This window comes from Fulvivirga lutea (genome assembly GCF_017068455.1).
In the GTDB taxonomy this organism is placed as follows: domain Bacteria; phylum Bacteroidota; class Bacteroidia; order Cytophagales; family Cyclobacteriaceae; genus Fulvivirga; species Fulvivirga lutea.
Genome location: NZ_CP070608.1, coordinates 2,252,388 through 2,273,206 on the forward strand (window position 1 = coordinate 2,252,388; position 20,819 = coordinate 2,273,206).

Sequence of the window (20,819 nt, forward strand, 5' to 3'; positions counted from 1 at the left end):
AAAACATTTATGATCTAAGGAGCACCAACAAGCATGAAAGTGCACTTAACCTTACTAAGGTTTAAAACCTTAGTAAGGTTGATTATACAGTGTAAGCTATTTTAGAGCCTTGAATTAGTTACATATTCCTTCGATACTGTCCACCAACATGAAACAAGGTTTCAGTAATTTGGCCTAGCGAGCAGTATTTACAAGCTTCCATCAATTCCTCAAAGATATTCTTGTTTTGAATAGCTGTATGTTGAATCTCCTTCAAATGCTTCTCAGACTTCTCAGAATTGCCTTTTTGTAAATGATTAAGCATAGTAATCTGATATTCTTTCTCCTCTTTGGTTGCTCTAATTACCTCTTTAGGCGTTATCGTAGGTGAGCCTTTAGAGCTTAAGAAAGTATTTACGCCAATAATAGGGAATTCACCCGTATGCTTTAAGGTTTCATAGTGCAGACTCTCATCTTGTATTTTACCTCTTTGATACATTGTTTCCATAGCTCCTAAAACACCACCTCTTTCAGTAATTCTATCAAATTCTGTGAGTACTGCCTCTTCAACTAAATCCGTTAACTCTTCAATAATAAAAGAGCCTTGTAGCGGGTTCTCGTTTTTAGCAAGCCCCAGTTCTTTGTTAATGATTAACTGAATAGCCATAGCACGTCTCACTGATTCCTCTGTAGGTGTTGTAATGGCCTCATCATATGCATTGGTGTGTAGAGAGTTACAGTTATCATAAATGGCGTAAAGAGCCTGTAAAGTCGTTCTTATATCATTAAAATCGATTTCCTGAGCATGCAACGACCTTCCCGATGTCTGAATGTGGTATTTCAACATTTGCGAACGAGCATCAGCGCCATATTTATCACGCATGGCTTTTGCCCAAATTCTTCTAGCCACTCTTCCTATTACTGCATATTCAGGGTCAATACCATTAGAAAAGAAGAATGATAGGTTAGGGGCAAACTTGTTAATGTCCATCCCTCTGCTCAAGTAGTATTCTACATAAGTAAAGCCATTGGCTAAGGTAAAAGCCAATTGGGTAATAGGATTAGCGCCAGCTTCAGCAATGTGATACCCCGAGATTGAAACTGAGTAGAAGTTTCTGACATTATTTTGAATAAAGTATTCCTGCACATCCCCCATTAAGCGCAAAGCAAATTCTGTGGAGAAAATGCAAGTGTTCTGAGCTTGGTCTTCTTTCAGAATATCAGCCTGCACGGTACCTCTTACCTGAGAAAGGGTTCTTTTTTTAATGTCTTCATACACATCTTTTGGTAGCACCTGATCGCCAGTAACTCCCAAAAGCATCAGTCCAAGTCCGTCATTACCTTCTGGTAGTTTACCCTGGTAAGCTGGCCTTTCAACTCCCTTTTCTTTATAGATAGCAGCTATTTTCTTCTCGATCTCTTTCTCAAGACCATTTTCTTTGATGTATAACTCACATTGTTGATCAATGGCAGCGTTCATGAAAAATCCTAGCAGCATTGGTGCTGGTCCATTAATGGTCATGGACACAGAAGTCATAGGATCCGCTAGATTGAATCCGCTATACAGCTTTTTTGCATCATCTAAACAGCAAATAGAAACACCTGAGTTGCCAATTTTACCATAGATATCAGGTCGGTGATCCGGATCATTACCATAAAGCGTCACAGAATCGAAAGCCGTTGAAAGCCTGTTGGCATCTGTGTCTAAACTTAAATAATGGAACCTTCTATTAGTTCTTTCAGGGCCGCCTTCACCAGCAAACATTCTTGTTGGATCTTCGCCTTCGCGTTTGAAAGGATAAATACCTGCTGTGTACGGAAATTCACCCGGTACATTTTCCTGTAAGCTCCATTGTAGTAAATCACCCCAGGCTTCAAACTTAGGAAGGGCTACTTTTGGTATTTGCGAATGGGATAATGATTCAGTGTGAGTTTTAATTTTGATCTCTTTATCACGCACTTTAAACGTGTATACAGGATCAGTATATTTTTTCTTTTTCGACTCCCAATCTTCTAGTAACTTTTGATTTCTTGGATCAAAGTCAAGTTTTATTTTCTCGTAAGCCTCTTCTAAGCCTTTGATGAGCCTGTCTTTATCTTCAATGGCTGACTCCTTTAGCGTATCAATTGATTTTTTGATTCCAAATAGCTTTTGCGCCACTTCGCTCTGACTCTTTGCCCAAGAATCGTAAGCTCTATTGCTCTCGGAAATTTCCGATAAATAACGTGTTCTATTGGGTGGAATCACAAATACCTTTTCAGACATTTCATCAGTGATTTCAAAAGTTGAGTTTAAGTCAGCCTTAGTTACTTCTACAACTTTGCGCATAATCTCAACATAAAGTCGGTTCATTCCCGGGTCATTAAATTGAGAAGCGATGGTTCCAAAAACAGGAATATCTTCCTCTTTTACATCCCAAAGGTTATGGTTACGCTTGTATTGTTTCTTCACATCTCGCAATGCATCCAGGGCGCCTCTTTTGTCAAACTTATTGATGGCAATAACATCCGCGAAGTCGAGCATGTCAATTTTCTCGAGCTGGGTAGCTGCCCCGTATTCTGGTGTCATCACATACAAGCTCACATCAGAGTGATCTGTAATTTCCGTATCCGATTGCCCGATACCCGAAGTCTCTAAAATAATTAAATCGTAGTGAGCTGCTTTTAGTATTTGCAAAGCCTCATTTACATGCTTTGATAACGCAAGGTTAGACTGCCTTGTAGCCAATGAACGCATATAAACGCGGTCATTCTTGATGGCATTCATCCTAATTCTATCGCCTAATAAGGCACCACCTGTTTTACGTTTGGATGGATCCACTGAAACAATAGCAATATTTTTATCAGGGAAGTCAAGCAAGAACCTGCGAACTAATTCATCTACTAATGATGATTTACCTGCACCACCTGTACCCGTGATACCAAGAATCGGGGTTTCAATGGCATCGGCTATTTTATGAACTTCTTCAAAATCTTTTTTAGCTTCCTCTGGGAAGTTTTCAGCGGCAGAAATTAATCTGGCAATAGACCTAACGTCTTTCTTAGAAAGGTGAGATACTTCTCCATTCAAGTTTTTGCCAGTTGGGAAGTCGCATTGCTCGATCATGTCGTTGATCATACCTTGCAATCCCATTGAGCGGCCATCATCCGGAGAGTAAATTCTTGTTATTCCATAGGCATGTAATTCTTCAATTTCTTCCGGAAGAATTACACCACCTCCGCCACCAAATATTTTAATATGATCAGCACCTTTTTCTTTCAAAAGATCTTTCATGTATTTAAAGTACTCTGTATGGCCTCCCTGGTAAGAAGTCATGGCAATAGCCTGTGCATCTTCCTGAATTGCCGTGTTTACGACCTCTTCAACGCTTCTGTCATGTCCCAGGTGAATAACCTCACAACCCGTAGCCTGAATGATTCTGCGCATGATGTTGATGGCTGCATCATGGCCATCAAATAGACTGGCTGCTGTTACAATTCGTACTTTATTTTGTGGTTTATAAGGTGCTTTATCCTGCATTTGAATCTATTTTTATGAATCAAAATTTAGGATGCAAAGGTACTTATATTCAAAGTATTTTACTAACAATCATTAGTTAGTTAAAGTGCTGTCAATGGCTAGAAGTTGAGCCATTTTACTTATAGCGGCCTGATTTTTTCTGGTATTAATATTTTGTATCAAACTTTGCTTTTCCCTACTTGTTAATCGCCAGCTTAGTGATGCCCGCCTTACATTGTCAAGCTTTAAACTGTCTTTCTTAGAAAGGTTTTCAGCAATATATTCTCGCGGCACATACTGTATGTCAACCCGATCTATTGTTCCATCAAACCACGATCTGGCAAATTCAATTTTATTGTCGTTGGTGATATCCTGCAAGCTTTCAAAATTCTGATAGATGCTACTTATTGGTAAGGTTGATTTATCAACTAACGATAAGTTAGTTCTACGCTCTATCGGTCCATCTTTCTCTGAATCTCTGATGGAAAGAATGATCACACCTGAAGTATTTTCCGCTATCCAATCTTTGAAGGCAAATAAAAACTGAACTGCATCTGAGATACCAAAATTATCAGTTACACCTGCATCCATAATGTCGAGTGGCGGGTCACTTGGGAGCGAAATGTTAGGTGTAATATAGGGAAATGCAGCACTCATCCTCAATCCGCTTAAAAAGCGCAGGTTTTCACCTCCTTGTTTCTCAAAAAATCTCAGGAATTCAACTCCGTTTATTTTGTCACGCATGTAGCTGGAGTCGAGTGAATTCATCATGTACGACATTTTCTGTGGCGAGATATACAGTTTTCTTCCATCGTTTATGATAGTAGGCGCCAGAACCATCATAGGAATGGTGCTATTAAACTCAGGTTTATAATAGGCTTTAAGGGGCTTATCTAAAAAATAATTAGTGTTTTTACTCAGCTGATTTTCAAATGAATAGCCTCTATCTTGCGGGTATTCAATCCCATTGTATTCAAAACTTTGGAAACTTGAAAAAAGATCGTTCATCAGAAGGCTAAAGATGATGGCATTCAGGTTATCGCTCCCCATTCGTTCAATATAATCTTGGGAGTAAGGGTTACTAAGTTCGTTTTGCTTATAGCGAAGATAAATTTCCCTGAAATAGCTAGCACCAATTAAACCACCAGATGCCCCTGTAATAAGCATGGTATGATCCATCAGTTTGCCGTTGGTAACGCTATCCATAGTTTGGAGGCTGTTCAGAGCCCAAATTGCAGCACGCTGGCCACCCCCGCTCACACACGCAAGTACCATTTTTGGTTTAGCTTCATTTGGAAACTTATTTTTCCAATTTTCTAAAATAAGAGTCGTTTCCTTTTTATCTCTTTCTCTGGTTGTTGGGTTATTCGAATCAATGATCGTTTTGATATTGTAGGGAGCTTTTTCTACTGAATAGTTAAGTCCGAATGCTCTGTAAGTTTTATGAAACAGGTCTTGCTTAACGAGCATATTCAGCACTATTAAAAGGCCTATACCAGCTGTGGCTGACCAATTGCCAAACCAATAGCTAAACGCTCCGGAAAACATGACAAATACAGTGAAAAATAACACTGCGCTGGCTGCTGCGGGTAATTGAAAGACTTCATAGTCTTTAAATATTCCCATTGCCAGAATCACTACAAAAATGAGAACTTGAATGATGACAAGATTGAAGTGGTTTTGATCAAAAACCTGCAATACTGTAGCCTTATCATAAAAACCTTTGTAATCTTCCACACGCTCTGAGGCAAAGTTCATATTGAGAAAACTCTCAACACGTAATTGCTTTTTCTTAGCGATATCAAGCTTCTTCATTGCATTGGCACGAGTAGCTTTAATATTCTGCTTCAGCTTTTCATCCAACTTACATACCACATATTTGAAAATATCTTTATTGGTAAACCAGAAATATCCAAAAAGTAGAATAGTCATAGATATGTAGCCTACAAGTAAACCACCAATCAGCAAGGTTAGCCTGTCAAAATCCTGATACTCATTATTTACCTGATACTGAATAATGAAACTCACATAGCAAACCAGAAACCCAAATGGGATAATGCTATTGTTTAAGCTGAATATTGTGAATGGTTTTGGCAGCGTACCAATGAAAGAGAATCGGTGACCATCAATAATATAAGTAGCGATGTGAAAGGCGATACTAAATCCCGCGATAGTTACTCCAACGAGAAAAAAGGAAAGAAAACTTACTTTATTCAGATAAACAGGATCGAGAAAGAGGTACGGAATACCCAAATACTGACCCAAATTGCCAGAAACCATAGCAAATAGCACCAACCAACAGATTAAAAGAATGTGGTTTCTTCTTAAATGATTAATGAATAACTGAATAGGGAAGGAGTAATAAAAACCTTGCAATAAACTCAGAAGCTTATTTCTCATGAAGGTAATTTACCACTTTTTTTGCTTCCTGCATATAGTTCATATTCCAAAAGACGTGCATCTAGCTTGGCGTTAAATAGTTCTATGCGTCTATTCGTTTTTAAACCTATTTTCTTTGCTAAATCTAAATTTCCAGTAAACACATAGCCGGTATAACCCTGACCCTTACTTTTAAAGAAATCGCCAATTTCAGAATAAGTTTTTTCCAATTCTTTTACTTCACCAAGTCTAAGACCATACTCAGGGTTCATAAATATTACACCTGATTCTTCGGGTAAATTAAGTTCTTTGAAATCAGATAATTCAAATTTAATTAAGTGCTCAACGCCTGCATCTGCGGCATTAGCTCTTGCAGCTTTTAATGCCAAGGAGCTTAAATCACTGGCATATATTTTCAACGGCCTTTCTTTTACCTGGCTTTCAGCGTCTTTCACCATTTTTTTCCACTCGAACTCATTATATAAGTTGATGTGCATGAATCCGAAATTGGATCTCATAAGGCCGGGAGCTTTATTAATTGCTAAAAGGGCTGCCTCTATTGCCAGTGTTCCACTACCGCACATTGGGTTTATAAAAGGAGATTTCCTATCCCAATTAGATTCTAAAATACATGCAGCAGCCAAAGACTCGAGCATAGGTGCCTTAAATGGAGTTTTTCTATAACCGTGTTTTGATATAGTTTCACCTGAGGTGTCTAAATACACGCTTGCTTCATTGCCTTTCCAATGAAGATAAACCATCGATTGTTTTTGATCTGGACCTGAATCTGGTCTGCGTCCTTTTAATTTCTGGATTCTGTCAACAATGGCATCTTTTGCTTTGAGATTGGCAAATCGGGTATCTTTTATAAAATCATTTTTCACAAAACCGTTAATGCATACATACCCGTTGGAGCGGATATATCTTTCCCAAGGTATGTCTGACATCTGGTTGTATAGATCTTCGGGTTTCTTTGCTTCGAATGATTTGAGATGATATAGTACTTTATTGGCTGTGCGTAAATGGAGGTTCAAATACATGCAATCATTAAAGCTGCCAAACAAAGTAATGCTCAGCCTGTCTTTTTCAACAATTGTATACTTGAGGCTAGTGAGTTCCTTAGCCAGTATTGGAACAATTCTGGGTGCGCATGTGATAACTATTTTATTTTCAATTGCCATGTACAGATGTTACTTATGAGAAATTATTCAAAACAATCTACCAAAGTTATTACGATTATCTTTAGTTGACTGTGCTGTTTTCCAATTTCTTTATAACGTATGGGTATTTGGCATATTCATCAGATTTAGAAAATGCGTCCTCAGATAAGTCGTTGTTGCCAAGTCTTTTTTCAATCGCACTTAGGTAATAATATGCCAGGCTGAGATGATGATCTTGCTCCAATTCTAAACTTTGAAATTCTTTGATGCTTCGGATGATGCCTTTTTTGGCTTCATTTAAATCATTATGCATTTCTAATTTAAGGATAGACTCGTATAATCTTTTTCTGGGTATCAGATATTCATTGCCTGAGACATCCAATTTGTTTAATGATAACTCTGCATGAGCAAATTGTTTTAATTCTAGTAGAAGCTCCACATGCAAATCTCGAAAAATAGAGTTTTTAGGATAAAGAGTGACGAGTTTTTCAATATAACCTAGTGCTGCTTGTGGGTTGACTTCCGTTTTAAAGTTTAAATGTGCCAGATATTGTATGGCTTCTACCTTAGTGAAAACAGCAGACTTGCTAGCTTTTTTTAGATATTCCAATCCCGCCATCTTATCGCCCTTGGAAAAAGGCCATAGTAGTGACTGATAAAAGAAACTTTTTTCGCGATAATACTCAATATAGTAGTTGTATAAACCTGTAGTAGTCAAAAACTCTGGGTATGTCTCGCACCACTCAAAGCCCTTTTTAATATAAGAAAAAGCACTTTTACCTTCGAAAGATGCTTTTACCATGTGGCCATTGGTGGCATAAAGCTCAGCTTGCATGATATGTGCTGCCATATAGTAATAAGATTGCTCAGGGTCATTCTTATTTGCAGAAAGCTTTTCTTTCGCCTCACTTTTCGCGGAATCAAGAATTGAGGTATAGTGATTATAAAGTTGTGTATCACTTTCTACAATAGGATAGTTCTTCCATCGCGTATAATAGGCTTTGAGTAATAATCTGGCTGTGTTATCCGGATAGTACGAATAAAATCTATCTATAGCCTCTGAAGCCTTATCAAAGTCCATTTGATAGATTAAATCGAGGCTGGATAGCAATTGCGATTCAAACTTTGATTGTCCGAAAGTTTGAAAACTCAATGAAACGAAGAGGATTATTATGTATTTCAATTATTTATAATCTAAACAAATTGTGAATGATTATTGGAATTAACCTACTTATTCTTTTATTTAGGTTAGAATTAAAACTTAAAATTAATCAATTATGAAAAAAGTACTTTTACTTACAATGTTGATGGCCTTTATCGCATCAGCAAATTCATTTGCTTCAGCAAATAAATACAAAGTTGACGAAGCTGCAATTGACCAGGTGTTTGAAAGCTCAATCAATGTAGTTTCTGCGGAGTCTGACATTAACATGATGGACATTACTTCTGTAAAAGCTGCGAATGATGACAAGAACGTTTGGGTTGCCCTATTATTAGACTGGGTACTTGGTGGTCTTGCAATTCACAGAGTTTATTTAGGTGGTAGACCTGTACTAATTGTTGGTTACTTACTAACATGTGGTGGTATTTTCGGTCTCTTGCCTTTAGGTGACTTTATCGCATTATTGATTAACATGAAAGATATCAGCAAGTATGTTGATAACGATGCATTTATCATGTGGTAATTGATTATCTGAACCATATAAAAAAACCTCGCTCTTTGAGCGAGGTTTTTTTATTTACTCATTTCAAACTCCAATAATGAATCTTTTATTGGATCGTTATAACTCCTCGTTAACTCTTCGTTCTTCTTTTTAGCGAGGTAGCTTGCATGTCTTACTCCACCTGAATAGAAAGAATAAAACAAGCCAATGCCGGTTAAAGCACCAGTAAAAAAATAGCCTTCATATAAACTATAAGCTCCAAATGCTATTAAAGAAGCTTGAATTGTAGAGGATACCAACCCCTTGAAAAAATAGCCGGCATACATCTGACCCACTCCAGGTAAAATGTATGAGAGTGTCTCAGCCTTTTTAGGGTCTTTCAATTTAGTATCTTCAAGAAAGTGATACGCCTTGACAATCTCTAATTCAAATTCAGGGTTGTGTTGTTTATATTCTACCAATTTTTCACTCGCCTCTTCCCATCTACGCATTTCATTCAATACCAAGACGTGCATAAACAAGATATCATGATAGCCATTATCTTTAAAAAAATACTCTGTCTGTTTGAGTTGAGAAAGGGCGTTAGGGTAATCCCCAATCAGGTAAGCATTAATAATTATCTGTTTCCTTATTTCCAGATTAGTTTCATTTTGCTCAACAAATAAATTAGCTCTATTCAGAGTATTTAATGCAGCAGCATGGTCGCCCTCCTCATTTAATACATTGGCTTTTTTCAGTAGTGCCTGGTTCGTTGTTTCAACACTTAGGTTTCTGAATACAATTCTTTCATACTCCAGTAGGGCCAACTTGTTATTACCTAAGTTAGCAATACTATCAGCCTGCCTGAACTGCGCTTTAATCGATGATGTTGCGCAAAGGAATATGCAGATCAATAAGTATCCTATTGTTAACTGCCTTGTTAAAGTCATTATTAGAAATTTTAACTGTAAACACACTGCCCCAAATATTGCCAACATAGGCTAATGAAAATAATGAGCCAAATATGATAAATCTTGGGCTGTCAATTCCGTCTTTATCATATCCTTCCCAGGTTTGTAGTCCGAGTATAGCGGTTGTAAGTAAAGTGGCGATTCCCATACCTGTTTTTCCTGCATACATTCTACCAGACCCTGGGATTATGGCAGACATCAATCCAGCTACGAATGGTGACTTTTCTTTTCTTTGGCTTAAGTCTTCACCAATTAGCATTAAAGACTTTTCTTGTGATGATGTTTGATAATAATTACCTTGATAAGAAGTTGAAATGTCGTTGAAGGATTTTAAATCCCGTTGTAATAAGTATATTCCGCCAAGTTCTAATTTCCTTAGATTGATAAGCAGGCTATCGTTTAAGCTAAGTGAATTCAAATCAGTCAGTCCACTTTCATATTTTCCTTGATAAGCTTTGCAAAGTGCATTGTAAAACTTGCTGTATGAATGTATAGGCTTGGTTAAACTGTTGTTGAGCTTATTAAATTCATTGACTGCCAAATCTAGATTTTGATTTAAGTAGTGGATTTTACCTGTTAAGTAATAGACACTATCCATTTCACTTTGAGTATCAGGTTTGATATTATTTAACAATACTTCAGCATCATTATAGTTTCTCGTATTCATTAAATAGTTCAGAAACTCTAGTTCATTATGAAGTTGCTGACCTATGCCGGAGTGTGCTATTGAAAATAGAAATACGCAAAGAAATAATAATCGCATCAATGCTTATTGGAATAATCTTCAATGGATTCAATGATCTTACCTTGATCGTTCATTGACGTTGGAAGAGCTTGCGAGTGAGTAAGCCTGTTGCATCTACCAATTCTATCAACAGACAAAAAAACACCTTTTATCGGTCCGTACTCATCAAATAATTTTTTTCCAAACCTTGAGCAGCTGGTTTCATAAATACAAGTGCTAGATAACTGAGCTGAAATATGTTTTTGATAAAAGGCAAGGCCACCTTTGTAAGTCCAGTATAACGGATTAATCGCATTAATTACACTTAACTTCTTTTTCTCATGCTTTTCGTAAGAATGATCTGGCAAGGCGCTAGCAGGAATATGCGTTGCTATTTTCAATAAATCAGATGTTGATTGAGCTTGCGCACTAAATGAGGCGAGAAGCAGGCAAAATACCAGACTAGTTAATATTCTTAGCATCGTTTGGGATTTTGTAATTCAACGACTCCACGTTCTCTGCTTTGTCCAGTTTAATATTGGTGTACTTTGTACGAGTGATGGTAGAATCACTAGGTGTTGTGTAGTTGATTTGTGTGATAGATGATGGAAAATTTAACTGAGGTGCCAAATCAACATAATTGTAGTAGTAAGATTTCGTGGATACATTATTTTCATGATCATAATAAGCAATATAAATGGGATCTCCGTTTTCATGTACCAATTCCACTTTACTAACTTGTGTTGCCATTTGAGCAGGGGGCAGCCACTCAGTAATCATCAACCCTTCTTCAAACTTTACATTTGACTGGGTGAAACCCATTTGGTTCAAACCTAAATCAGACTTTTTATTATTCAGGAAAAAGTAAAACTGTGATGTCTCCGTACTATAGAAGTAATTCTGTTGCTGTAGCACCGTATTTTTTTCAGGATCATAGATTTTAATTTCACCCTTTGCGTTGTTAAACACAACATATTCTTTCGGAGATTTATAGTACGATACCATACTACCGTCATTGCCATATACAATTTTGGCTAATACGTTGCTCACGTAACCACTTTTGGCTGTCTCTGTTTCCATTTCTAGCGAGACATTTTTAAAGTTGTTGTACTGACAAAAAGAAGCTGCTGTTGAGAGTATCAACAGCAGCCCGCTTAACAAATATTTCATAAGTTTAGATGTTATCCGAACTAGCTTTAGCGCTTAAATATTCACGATTCATTCGTGCAATATTCTCTAAGCTAATACCTTTTGGACACTCTGCCGAACATGCACCTGTATTTGTGCAAGCACCAAAGCCTTCTGCATCCATTTGAGCTACCATTTTCTCAGCTCTTGTTTTTCTCTCCACCTGACCTTGTGGCAATAGAGCTAATTGAGAAATTTTAGCACTGGTAAATAGCATAGCCGATGCATTTTTACAAGCTGCAACACAAGCCCCACAACCAATACAAGTAGCCGCGTCAAACGCTTCATCTGCAACTTTCTTCGGTATAGGAATTTCATTGGCATCAGGTACCCCTCCGGTATTTACAGAAACATAGCCACCAGCCTGCATAACTCTGTCAAATGACGATCTGTCCACTACTAAGTCTTTAACAACAGGGAAAGCTTTGGCTCTCCATGGTTCAACCGTAATTGTATCTCCATCTTTAAAACTTCTCATGTGAAGTTGGCAAGTAGTAGTTTGTTTTGGTCCGTGTGGATGCCCGTTAATATACATACTGCACATTCCACAAATACCTTCGCGGCAATCATGATCGAAATGAACTGGGTCTTTACCCTCACGTACAAGATTTTCATTTAGCACATCGAACATTTCCAAGAAAGACATGTCGGGTGATACATCATCCAAATTGTAAGTTTGGAATCCACCTTTATCTTGAGTGTTTTTCTGTCTCCAGACTTTTAATTTTATCTTCATGTTATTTATAGCTTCGTTGTGTCAATTTAACATTTTCGAAGACGAGATCTTCTTTATTTAATTTTTCAGGTTGCTCAGGGCCAGTATATTCCCAAGCTGCAACATAGCTGAACTCATCATCTTTACGTTTCGCTTCACCTTCTTCCGTTTGAGATTCCTCTCTAAAGTGACCCCCGCAAGATTCTGATCTGTTTTGAGCATCATCAATCATTAGTTCTCCTAACTCAAGGAAATCAGCCACTCTATTGGCTTTTTCTAATGACATGTTCAGCTCTTCGTTAGCTCCAACGACTTTTACGTTGCTCCAAAACTCTTCTCTAAGTTTCTTGATATCTTCTTTTGCTTTTTTGAGTCCTGCTTCGCTACGAGACATTCCACAATACTCCCACATAATGTGGCCTAAGTCTTTATGGAACTCGTCAACAGTTTTGTTTCCGTTGATTGAAAGTAGCTTATTTATTCTGTCAGAAACTTCTTTCTCCGCAGTTTTAAATGCTTCATGATCTGTTGAAACTTTATCATAAGGAACACCTGACAAATAATCGCCTATAGTGTAAGGAATTACAAAGTAACCATCTGCCAAACCTTGCATTAAGGCACTGGCGCCAAGTCTGTTTGCACCATGGTCGGAGAAGTTAGCCTCACCGATGGCATATAAGCCAGGTACAGTAGTCATTAAATTATAGTCTACCCAAAGACCACCCATTGTATAATGAACCGCAGGATAAATCTTCATTGGTGTTTTATATGGATTCTCGCCAGTAATTTGCTGATACATATCAAACAAGTTACCATACTTAGCACTGATTACATCTTCGCCATCACGTTTGATAGCATCTGCAAAGTCGAGATAAACGGCCAAGCCTGTTGAGTTCACACCTCTGCCATCATCACACGCTTCTTTTGCATTTCTTGAGGCAACATCTCGTGGAACTAGGTTACCGAATGAAGGATATTTCCTCTCTAAGTAGTAATCTCTTTTATCTTCAGGGAGATCGGTTGGTTTCAATTGCCCCTTTCTGATTTTTTCTGCGTCTTCTTTCGATTTTGGTACCCAAACTCTACCATCATTTCTCAATGACTCAGACATCAAGGTTAATTTTGATTGATGATCACCTGAAACGGGAATACAAGTTGGGTGAATTTGTGTGTAGCAAGGGTTGGCAAAGAATGCGCCTTTTTTATGTGCTCTCCATGCGGCCGTTACGTTTGAGCCCATGGCGTTAGTAGATAAGTAAAATACATTACCATAGCCACCTGTAGCCAGTACCACTGCATGAGCACTGTGGGATTCTATTTTACCTGTAATCAAGTTTCTCGTTACAATGCCTCTAGCTTTTCCATCTACCATTACCAAGTCGAGCATTTCTTCACGAGTATGCATTTTGACTTTTCCATTAGCTACCTGACGGCTCAATGCACTGTAAGCACCCAATAATAATTGCTGACCGGTTTGGCCACGAGCATAAAATGTACGTGATACCTGAGCCCCACCAAACGAACGGTTAGCTAACAATCCTCCATATTCTCTGGCGAACGGCACACCTTGTGCCACGCATTGGTCAATAATGTTGACACTTACTTCTGCAAGACGATGAACATTACCTTCACGAGATCTGTAATCTCCACCTTTTATGGTATCATAAAATAATCTAAAAACACTATCACCATCATTTTGGTAGTTCTTGGCAGCATTTATTCCTCCCTGAGCCGCGATACTGTGTGCTCTTCTTGGGCTATCCTGGAAACAGAATGCTTTTACGTTATAACCTAATTCTCCAAATGAGGCCGCAGCAGATGCTCCGGCTAATCCAGTACCTACAACAATAATGTCATACTTTCTCTTATTGGCTGGATTAACCAGTTTTACATTGAATTTGTGCTTCGACCATTTTTCGGCCAGCGGTCCTTCAGGTATTTTAGAATCTAACTTCATTTATATAAGTTTTTAGATTGTATTTATTTTAAGAACATAATGATTGGAATGGCAGCAAATAATGCCGGAATTATGATTGCTAAGCCATAACCTACTCCTTTAATTAACCCATTATATTTAGGATGGTTCAAGCCAAGTGTTTGAAATGCACTTTTAAACCCATGGTATAGGTGAAACATAAGGCCCACCATAGCTACAGTATATAGAACAACATACCATAATTCAGAAAAGGATGCATTTACAACGGAGTATAAATCTTTGTACACTTCACCATCATATGTTTTTGTACCTATTCCACCCCAATGCATTTCGTACCAGAAGCTTCTTAAGTGGATCACAAGAAAAATAAAAATAATGGTACCTAAAATGCCCATGTTTCTTGAACTCCACGTGCTGGCATTATCTTCACTTGCATAACCAACTGGTCTAGCAGCCTTATTTTGCACAGTTAAAATAATAGCCCAAACTATGTGGACTATAAAGGTGGTGTACAATAAATAGGAGGTTGTTTTAATAATAGGGTTTGTTGTCATAAACTTAGCGTATATGTTAAACGCCTTACCACCATCATCCAGCAGAAGCTGGAAATTTCCAGATAAATGGACAATTAAAAAGGTAATTAGGAAGAGCCCCGTAAGAGCCATAATAACTTTTCTTCCTAGAGTACTTGACATTGCGTTTGAGAACCAACTCATATGATTTATTTCTATTAAATGTATAACAATGAGACGTGGTCAAAGTTACATTTGAAAGCAATATCAAACAATCTGAATTATTATTTCGAAAGATTCTAAATAGGAATCTTGCTAAGAGGTGGGTATGCGTAATGTGTGATTATAAAATCTCGAATAATAAGGTTATTAAACCTATTAAAAAGATAACAATCACAAAAAATAAATCACTTTTGATGATTTTGTAAGCTTCGGTCTTTATGGTGTTCATAATCTTCATTACTTTGCATTCAATAATGCCAAACCAATGCCAATAATATTAACTAGCTGAAAATCAGTTAATTATGATTTTTAGTAACTTATATTAGTATCAAAATGGGAATAAAGTTCAAAATGAGACTAAATCCTAGAAAGAAAAACATAAAATGAATTCAGAATCCATCCTCTACATTATCATAGGAATAGTAACATTTGACTTCTTCTTTAATCAAGCGCTAGATTTAATTAATCTCAAAGCAAGAAAAAGGAACCTCACAGAGGAAGCCAAGGAGTTTTATGATGAAGAAACTTATGCCAGGTCCCAAGAATACCAGTCAGTCAGAAGTAAATTCTCGTTCTTAAGTTCATCTATTAGTTTTATTGCCTCTATTCTTATTTTAGCATTAGGTGGATTTGGTTATTTGGATTCGCTATTAAGGCCAATGATTGAATCAGAACTTGTATTATCGCTGGCTTATTTTGGCGTACTCTACATTTTGGCTGATTTATTTTCTTTGCCATTTTCATTGTATTCAACTTTTGTAATTGAAGAGCGTTTCGGGTTTAATAAGACAACTTTAAAAACGTTTGTTCTCGATAAGGTTAAAGGATATGTGCTGGCAGCAATTATTGGAGGTCTTTTGTTATCTGCGCTTATTTTTCTCATTCAAACCCTGGGCAACAGTTTCTGGATTTACTTTTGGGTTATAGCAGCTGTTTTTATCCTTTTCACCAATCTTTTTTACACTTCTTTAATTTTACCATTGTTCAATAAATTAACTCCATTAGAGGATGGCGAGCTGAAAGATCGAATAATTCAATATGCTAACTCTGTGAATTTTCCACTCGACAATATTTATGTGATTGATGGCTCCAAGCGTTCAAGCAAGGCCAATGCATTTTTCTCAGGGTTAGGTAAGACTAAGAAAATTGTGTTGTATGACACACTTATAAATAATCATACTATTGATGAATTAGTGGCTGTATTGGCTCATGAGGTAGGTCATTTTAAAAAGAAGCATATAGTATTTGGTCTGTTTATCTCAATAGGCCAAATAGGGCTCATGCTTTTTATCATGTCTTTATTAATTTTTGATAAGGAGACCTCATTGGCGCTCGGTGGAAGTCAGTGGGCTATTCATCTGAATCTCCTGGCCTTTGGAATTTTGTACTCGCCAATTTCTACTGTATTAGGAATACTTGGCAATATGCTAAGTAGGAAAAATGAATTTGAAGCAGATGATTATGCTAAATCAACATTTGATTCATTGTCACTACAAAAAGCACTGAAGAAGCTGTCGGTAGATAATCTGAGTAACTTATACCCACATCCGGCCTATGTTTTTGTTCATTACTCACATCCGCCTTTACTCACCAGACTCGCTAACCTTCGAAAGTGATGATTTTGCGGAATAACCAATAGAACCTAATACTAGCAGCAATAATAGGATACTTGATATAAGTATTAGTGTATCGCCTATAGCATAAGCCTTTGGTTTAAACACAAAAACAATCTTGTGTTTCCCTGCTGGTATTTCCAATGCTCTCAGTATGAAATTTGCTCTGATGATTTCAGCTTCATTCCCATCAATTGTGGCGACCCAACCATGAGGGTAGTAGATCTCAGAAAATACGGCAAAACCATCGGCTGAAAGTTCAGCAGTGTACTCCAATTTATTCGGACTATAGCTATCAAGCTTTACTGTGCCAGATTGTCTAAATGTTGTTTTGCTTACTTCAAATTTAGACACATCAACCACTGCAATGCTATCAGTCGGTACAGTACAAACAACTTCCAATTCTTCATCTGGTGAATTAACAGTTTTAACTTGATCCACTAACCATGCATTTCCAAGGGCACTTTCGTTTACAATAAAATCTCCTTTACCCGGCCCAAATGTGAGGTACTTCGCATTGAGCATATTAATGGCGCCATAAGTAGAAAAGTCCATATTTCCATTTTGAACACCACTTATCAAATTTGATCGTTGCCCTTCAATACAGTTAGTATAAAAATCCTGATATCTTCTCATTTTGGCACCATGGTAGCCACCAATGGAATGATGGTGGTATGAAGTTCTTGCCTCACTCATAGCATCAGCCTGAAGGTTATAGACTCTGAATTGAGATTTATCCTTTAATATTTGTTTGTCTGCTTCAGTAGGAGTGATGAATGATCGGTCTGACGAACGTCTATAATTGTCTTCACCAAAATGCCTCTTATCTATTAACGTAACATCTAGGAGAACTAATGCTCCAAGTACTATCGCCAGCACTCCGAATTTTGTCTTTTTCAGATATGTGAGGTATATAGCTACGCCAGCCAAAAGAATAAATAGCATCGATCTCAATGCATCGGCTCTCATAAGTGCTTCTCTATCTGCCTTTAAAGCACTTGTAAACCATACAGGCAGTTGTTCTTCACCACCTTTTGTAAATGAGGCTATTCCTGCAAGAATTACAATCAATAGACAAAGTCCGCCTGATATACCTAATGCCAGGAATAGTTTTTTTCTAACTTCTTTATGTTGATCGGACTTTAAGATATTCTCTAAGCCAATAAAGCCTAACAATGGAAATGCTATAAATGGCATAATCATGGTAAAGGTTACGGATCGGAATTTATTGTAGCCCGGAAAGTAATCGAACATGAAGTAGTTGAAGGATGAGAAACTATCACCCAGACTAAGTATAATTCCAAATAGAGAGACAATACTTAACCAAATCACATATTTCTTTTCAGCAAAGAACAAACCCAGCACGAAAAGGAAGCAAAAGATAGCTCCTACATAATAAGGCGCAGGTGGTTTTTCGCCCCAATAGCTTGAACTGTACCTGGCTAATTGGTTCGCCATTTGTTGGTCACCAGCTCTCTGAAGAGCCTTTAAAGTTTCGCTGTCTTCTTCCTGAACAAAGAACTGTCCGTATCCACCTCCCAAAAAGTTTGGCACCAACAAAGTCATTGGTCCCCATGGGTCGTTGCTATATTGAAAAGCATAATCTTTACTTAAGCCAGATTTTTCTCCTGAAGATTGCGCTTGTGTTAATTCGGATTTTCCTCTGATCGAATATTTACTGTATTCATAAGTTGTCCATAATTTGCCTATGAATGTACCAAGTGCAATGGTTGCTGCTAAAATCAGTACTGCCAGCTTTTTAGCAAAGTCAGCCAGAGTTTTTTCTTTAATAGCTTGAATTAACTCTATAGCACCATAAATCAATACAATCAATAATAAGTAATAGGTAATTTGTAAGTGATTTTCTCTTAGGTGCAATGCCAAACCAAGGGCAGTTACCCCGCAACCAAGAAAAAGTCGTTTTCTAAAAGCCAGATGGATACCAGCCAAAACCATTGGCATTAAAGCAACAGCACCGATTCTTGAATTATGACCTGCTCCTAAACCAATTATCATATAAGTTGAGAGTCCGAATCCCAATGCTCCTACTATTGCCAAGTACGGCCTTACTTTGAATGGGAGCAATAAAATATAAAAACTGACAAACGCTAGAAATATATTTTTAATCGGGTGCGGTAAAAAAATAGATAGCACTTGCTTGAACTTGCCAACAATACTGTCACTCCAGTCTACATCAATTAAATAGGCTGGCATTCCACCAAACATGGAGTTAGTCCAAAGACCTTCTTCACCGGTTTGCTCACGAAATTCAATGAGTTCCTGAGCACCGCCTTTCCATTGATTGATATCGTGTTGTTCGAGTGATTTGTTATCAAAAAAGATTGGGTTAAAGAAAATTACAGTGACTATTAAGAATGTTAGCACCGCAATTAAATGAGGCAGTATATGTTTAGTGAAATTTATTGAATTCATAAATAGTATTTAAGGCTGTGCAAATTAGTTAATAATGCCCTTGAATTAAAAATGGAATATTCTAAAACCCAAACAAATGATCATTAAGGATTTTTAGGCTGGCAATAAATACAAGCACTGCTGTTGTTCTTTTTACTGTTCCATGAGAAAATTTTTGAACAGCTAGTCTGGAACCTATTTGCCCGCCTAACAGTACTGCCACAAGTAAAGGCCATGACCATTCCAAATCAAGGTAAGGTGGGTGCTGCATCCATTGGCCAATTAATCCTGCAAGTGAGTTTACCAGAATGAAAAAGCTAGCCATAGCTGCTACTCTTTTCGGTTTACTCCAATTAATTAAGTTGAGTACTGGCGACAGAAATATACCACCACCAATACCTACCATTCCGGATATAAACCCAATTACACCACCAATTCCCACACCTGTTGACTGCTTTCGGGTGAAATCATCTTCGTTTTTTTCAGAGTGGTTGTATGGCTTTATCCAAAGTAAAATGGAGGCTATTAATAATGTAAATCCTAATAGTATGAAAATAAATTCTGCTGATAACGGAAGGTAGCCACCCAAAAATGCCATGGGCACACTGGCAATAATTATGGGGAGTGTACGCTTAACATTCAAATACCCTTCCTGATAGAATATAAATGTGCCGCTGGATACAACTATAATATTGCACATTAATGCAGTTGATCTTAAGACAAAAAGGTCAATTCCAGCTAAAACCAGAAGTGCCAAGTAAGAAGACCCTCCTCCAAAGCCAACGGACGAGTAAAATATGGCGATTAAAAAAAAGAAGACAACTAGTAAAAGTGTATTATCCATCAGCCTCCAATTATTGACATTGATTCGTAAGAAACTTCCGATCGATTATTCTCTGCTTCAAAACCATTAGCCATTTTCTTATTCAAATGCGCCTGTATTTCTTCGATCAATTTTGCGTCAGAGATGTTTTCGCGCAATAAATCTCTTAAACTTATCCCCGAATGATCATAAAGACAATTTCGAAGCTCGCCTTTAGATGTTATTCTAATTCTATTACAATCATTGCAAAAGGTTCTGGAGTAAGCAGCGATAATGCCAATATCGCCTTTAGAACCTGGTATTTTGAATTTCATGGAAGTACTTCCTGGTTTTTCAGTTAGCCTTTCAATATTTGGATATACAGAATTAAGTCGTTCTTGTATTTCTGAATAAGTGATCACTTCATGTTTAACTTCAGAACCATTAAAAGGCATTTCTTCAATATATCTAATGGAAATTGGTAGTGTTTTTGAAAGGTTGGCCATCGGAATAATATCACCCTCATTAATTCCTTTCATCACAACTATGTTTACTTTAGTAGGAATTCCACAATCAATTAATGCATGTAGGTTGTTCCAAACTGCTTCAAACTCATCTCTTCGCGTAATTTCATAAAATCTAGCACTGTCTGTTGTGTCAAGGCTTACATTGATGGAGTCGATGCCAATCGAAGCTAAATCATGTATAAAAGGAGCTATCAAAACTGCATTAGTGGTAACATGCACTTCTTCAATCCCTACAATTTGCTTAAGCGATCGCAGGCAATCAATTAAATCCTTTCTGGCAAATGGTTCGCCACCTGTAATTCGGATTTTTGAAACTCCATTTTTACCTAAAATTTTACCTAGCCGAATGATTTCCTCGTAAGAGAGTAAATCTTTTCTTGGTGAATAATTGATGCCTTCGGCTGGCATACAATAGAAACACCTCAGATTACATCGATCGGTGACACTAATGCGTGCGTACGTAATTTTCCTACCGAATTTATCAATTAGCATATAACTAAGTTAGTTAAATGATTCCTTAAAAAATGTTACTGTGCT

The 20,819-nt window shown here is 37.3% G+C and carries 16 protein-coding genes; 2 read left to right on the top strand and 14 right to left on the bottom strand.

Going from position 1 to position 20,819, the window contains the following annotated elements:
* Positions 1-118 precede the first annotated feature (118 nt).
* From JR347_RS10200 to JR347_RS10215, 4 genes are all read right to left on the bottom strand, one after another.
* Complete coding sequence (locus JR347_RS10200; protein ID WP_205720502.1) at positions 119-3,499, bottom strand: methylmalonyl-CoA mutase family protein; 3,381 nt, start codon at positions 3,497-3,499, stop codon at positions 119-121.
* Positions 3,500-3,571: 72 nt separating this feature from the next.
* Complete coding sequence (locus JR347_RS10205) at positions 3,572-5,878, bottom strand: patatin-like phospholipase family protein (protein WP_235689635.1); 2,307 nt, start codon at positions 5,876-5,878, stop codon at positions 3,572-3,574.
* A complete protein-coding gene (locus JR347_RS10210; protein WP_205720503.1) occupies positions 5,875-7,038 on the bottom strand; it encodes a THUMP domain-containing class I SAM-dependent RNA methyltransferase in 1,164 nt (387 codons plus the stop codon). Before JR347_RS10210 ends, JR347_RS10205 begins: the two co-directional genes overlap by 4 nt.
* Positions 7,039-7,099: 61 nt before the next feature.
* Positions 7,100-8,200 carry a hypothetical protein gene (locus JR347_RS10215; protein ID WP_205720504.1) on the bottom strand — a complete coding sequence of 367 codons (1,101 nt, stop codon included), beginning with the start codon at positions 8,198-8,200 and terminating at the stop codon, positions 7,100-7,102.
* A 94-nt stretch (positions 8,201-8,294) separates the two neighbouring features.
* Here JR347_RS10215 and JR347_RS10220 point away from each other — a divergent pair, with 94 nt between their 5' ends.
* Positions 8,295-8,702, top strand: a complete 408-nt coding sequence (locus JR347_RS10220) for an NINE protein (protein WP_205720505.1) — start codon at positions 8,295-8,297, stop codon at positions 8,700-8,702.
* 50 nt (positions 8,703-8,752) lie between these two features.
* On the opposite strand, the gene JR347_RS10225 is transcribed toward JR347_RS10220, so the two are convergent.
* Genes JR347_RS10225 through JR347_RS10255 form a run of 7 tightly spaced genes read right to left on the bottom strand, consistent with a single transcriptional unit; the run spans position 8,753 to position 14,910 of the window.
* Entirely contained in the window at positions 8,753-9,574 is an 822-nt protein-coding gene (locus tag JR347_RS10225; RefSeq protein WP_205720506.1) for a tetratricopeptide repeat protein, read from the bottom strand.
* Complete coding sequence (locus JR347_RS10230) at positions 9,537-10,394, bottom strand: TM2 domain-containing protein (protein ID WP_205720507.1); 858 nt, start codon at positions 10,392-10,394, stop codon at positions 9,537-9,539. The genes JR347_RS10225 and JR347_RS10230 overlap by 38 nt, the downstream gene beginning before the upstream one ends.
* Positions 10,394-10,837 carry a membrane protein insertion efficiency factor YidD gene (gene yidD / locus JR347_RS10235; protein WP_205720508.1) on the bottom strand — a complete coding sequence of 148 codons (444 nt, stop codon included), beginning with the start codon at positions 10,835-10,837 and terminating at the stop codon, positions 10,394-10,396. The genes JR347_RS10230 and yidD overlap by 1 nt, the downstream gene beginning before the upstream one ends.
* The gene (locus JR347_RS10240) at positions 10,818-11,525 is read right to left on the bottom strand and encodes a hypothetical protein (RefSeq protein ID WP_205720509.1); all 708 of its coding nucleotides are present in this window, start codon (positions 11,523-11,525) and stop codon (positions 10,818-10,820) included. The genes yidD and JR347_RS10240 overlap by 20 nt, the downstream gene beginning before the upstream one ends.
* Positions 11,526-11,529: 4 nt before the next feature.
* On the bottom strand, positions 11,530-12,279 hold the full coding sequence (locus tag JR347_RS10245) for a succinate dehydrogenase/fumarate reductase iron-sulfur subunit (protein WP_205720510.1): 750 nt from the start codon (positions 12,277-12,279) through the stop codon (positions 11,530-11,532).
* A gap of 1 nt (position 12,280) precedes the next feature.
* Entirely contained in the window at positions 12,281-14,215 is a 1,935-nt protein-coding gene (locus tag JR347_RS10250) for a fumarate reductase/succinate dehydrogenase flavoprotein subunit (RefSeq protein WP_205720511.1), read from the bottom strand.
* 23 nt (positions 14,216-14,238) lie between these two features.
* Positions 14,239-14,910: a succinate dehydrogenase cytochrome b subunit gene (locus JR347_RS10255; RefSeq protein ID WP_205720512.1), complete on the bottom strand. Its 672-nt coding sequence runs from the start codon at positions 14,908-14,910 to the stop codon at positions 14,239-14,241.
* Positions 14,911-15,311: 401 nt separating this feature from the next.
* On the opposite strand from JR347_RS10255, the gene JR347_RS10260 reads away from it, so the two are divergent.
* Complete coding sequence (locus JR347_RS10260; RefSeq protein ID WP_205720513.1) at positions 15,312-16,544, top strand: M48 family metallopeptidase; 1,233 nt, start codon at positions 15,312-15,314, stop codon at positions 16,542-16,544.
* On the opposite strand, the gene JR347_RS10265 is transcribed toward JR347_RS10260, so the two are convergent.
* The 3 genes from JR347_RS10265 to moaA all read right to left on the bottom strand — a co-directional run bounded on the left by JR347_RS10265 (position 16,512) and on the right by moaA (position 20,774).
* The gene (locus JR347_RS10265) at positions 16,512-18,974 is read right to left on the bottom strand and encodes a YfhO family protein (RefSeq protein WP_205720514.1); all 2,463 of its coding nucleotides are present in this window, start codon (positions 18,972-18,974) and stop codon (positions 16,512-16,514) included. The two genes, JR347_RS10260 and JR347_RS10265, sit on opposite strands and share 33 nt — an antisense overlap.
* 61 nt (positions 18,975-19,035) lie before the next feature.
* A complete protein-coding gene (locus JR347_RS10270) occupies positions 19,036-19,797 on the bottom strand; it encodes a sulfite exporter TauE/SafE family protein (RefSeq protein WP_205720515.1) in 762 nt (253 codons plus the stop codon).
* Positions 19,797-20,774: a GTP 3',8-cyclase MoaA gene (gene moaA / locus JR347_RS10275; RefSeq protein ID WP_205720516.1), complete on the bottom strand. Its 978-nt coding sequence runs from the start codon at positions 20,772-20,774 to the stop codon at positions 19,797-19,799. The genes JR347_RS10270 and moaA overlap by 1 nt, the downstream gene beginning before the upstream one ends.
* Positions 20,775-20,819 lie beyond the last annotated feature (45 nt).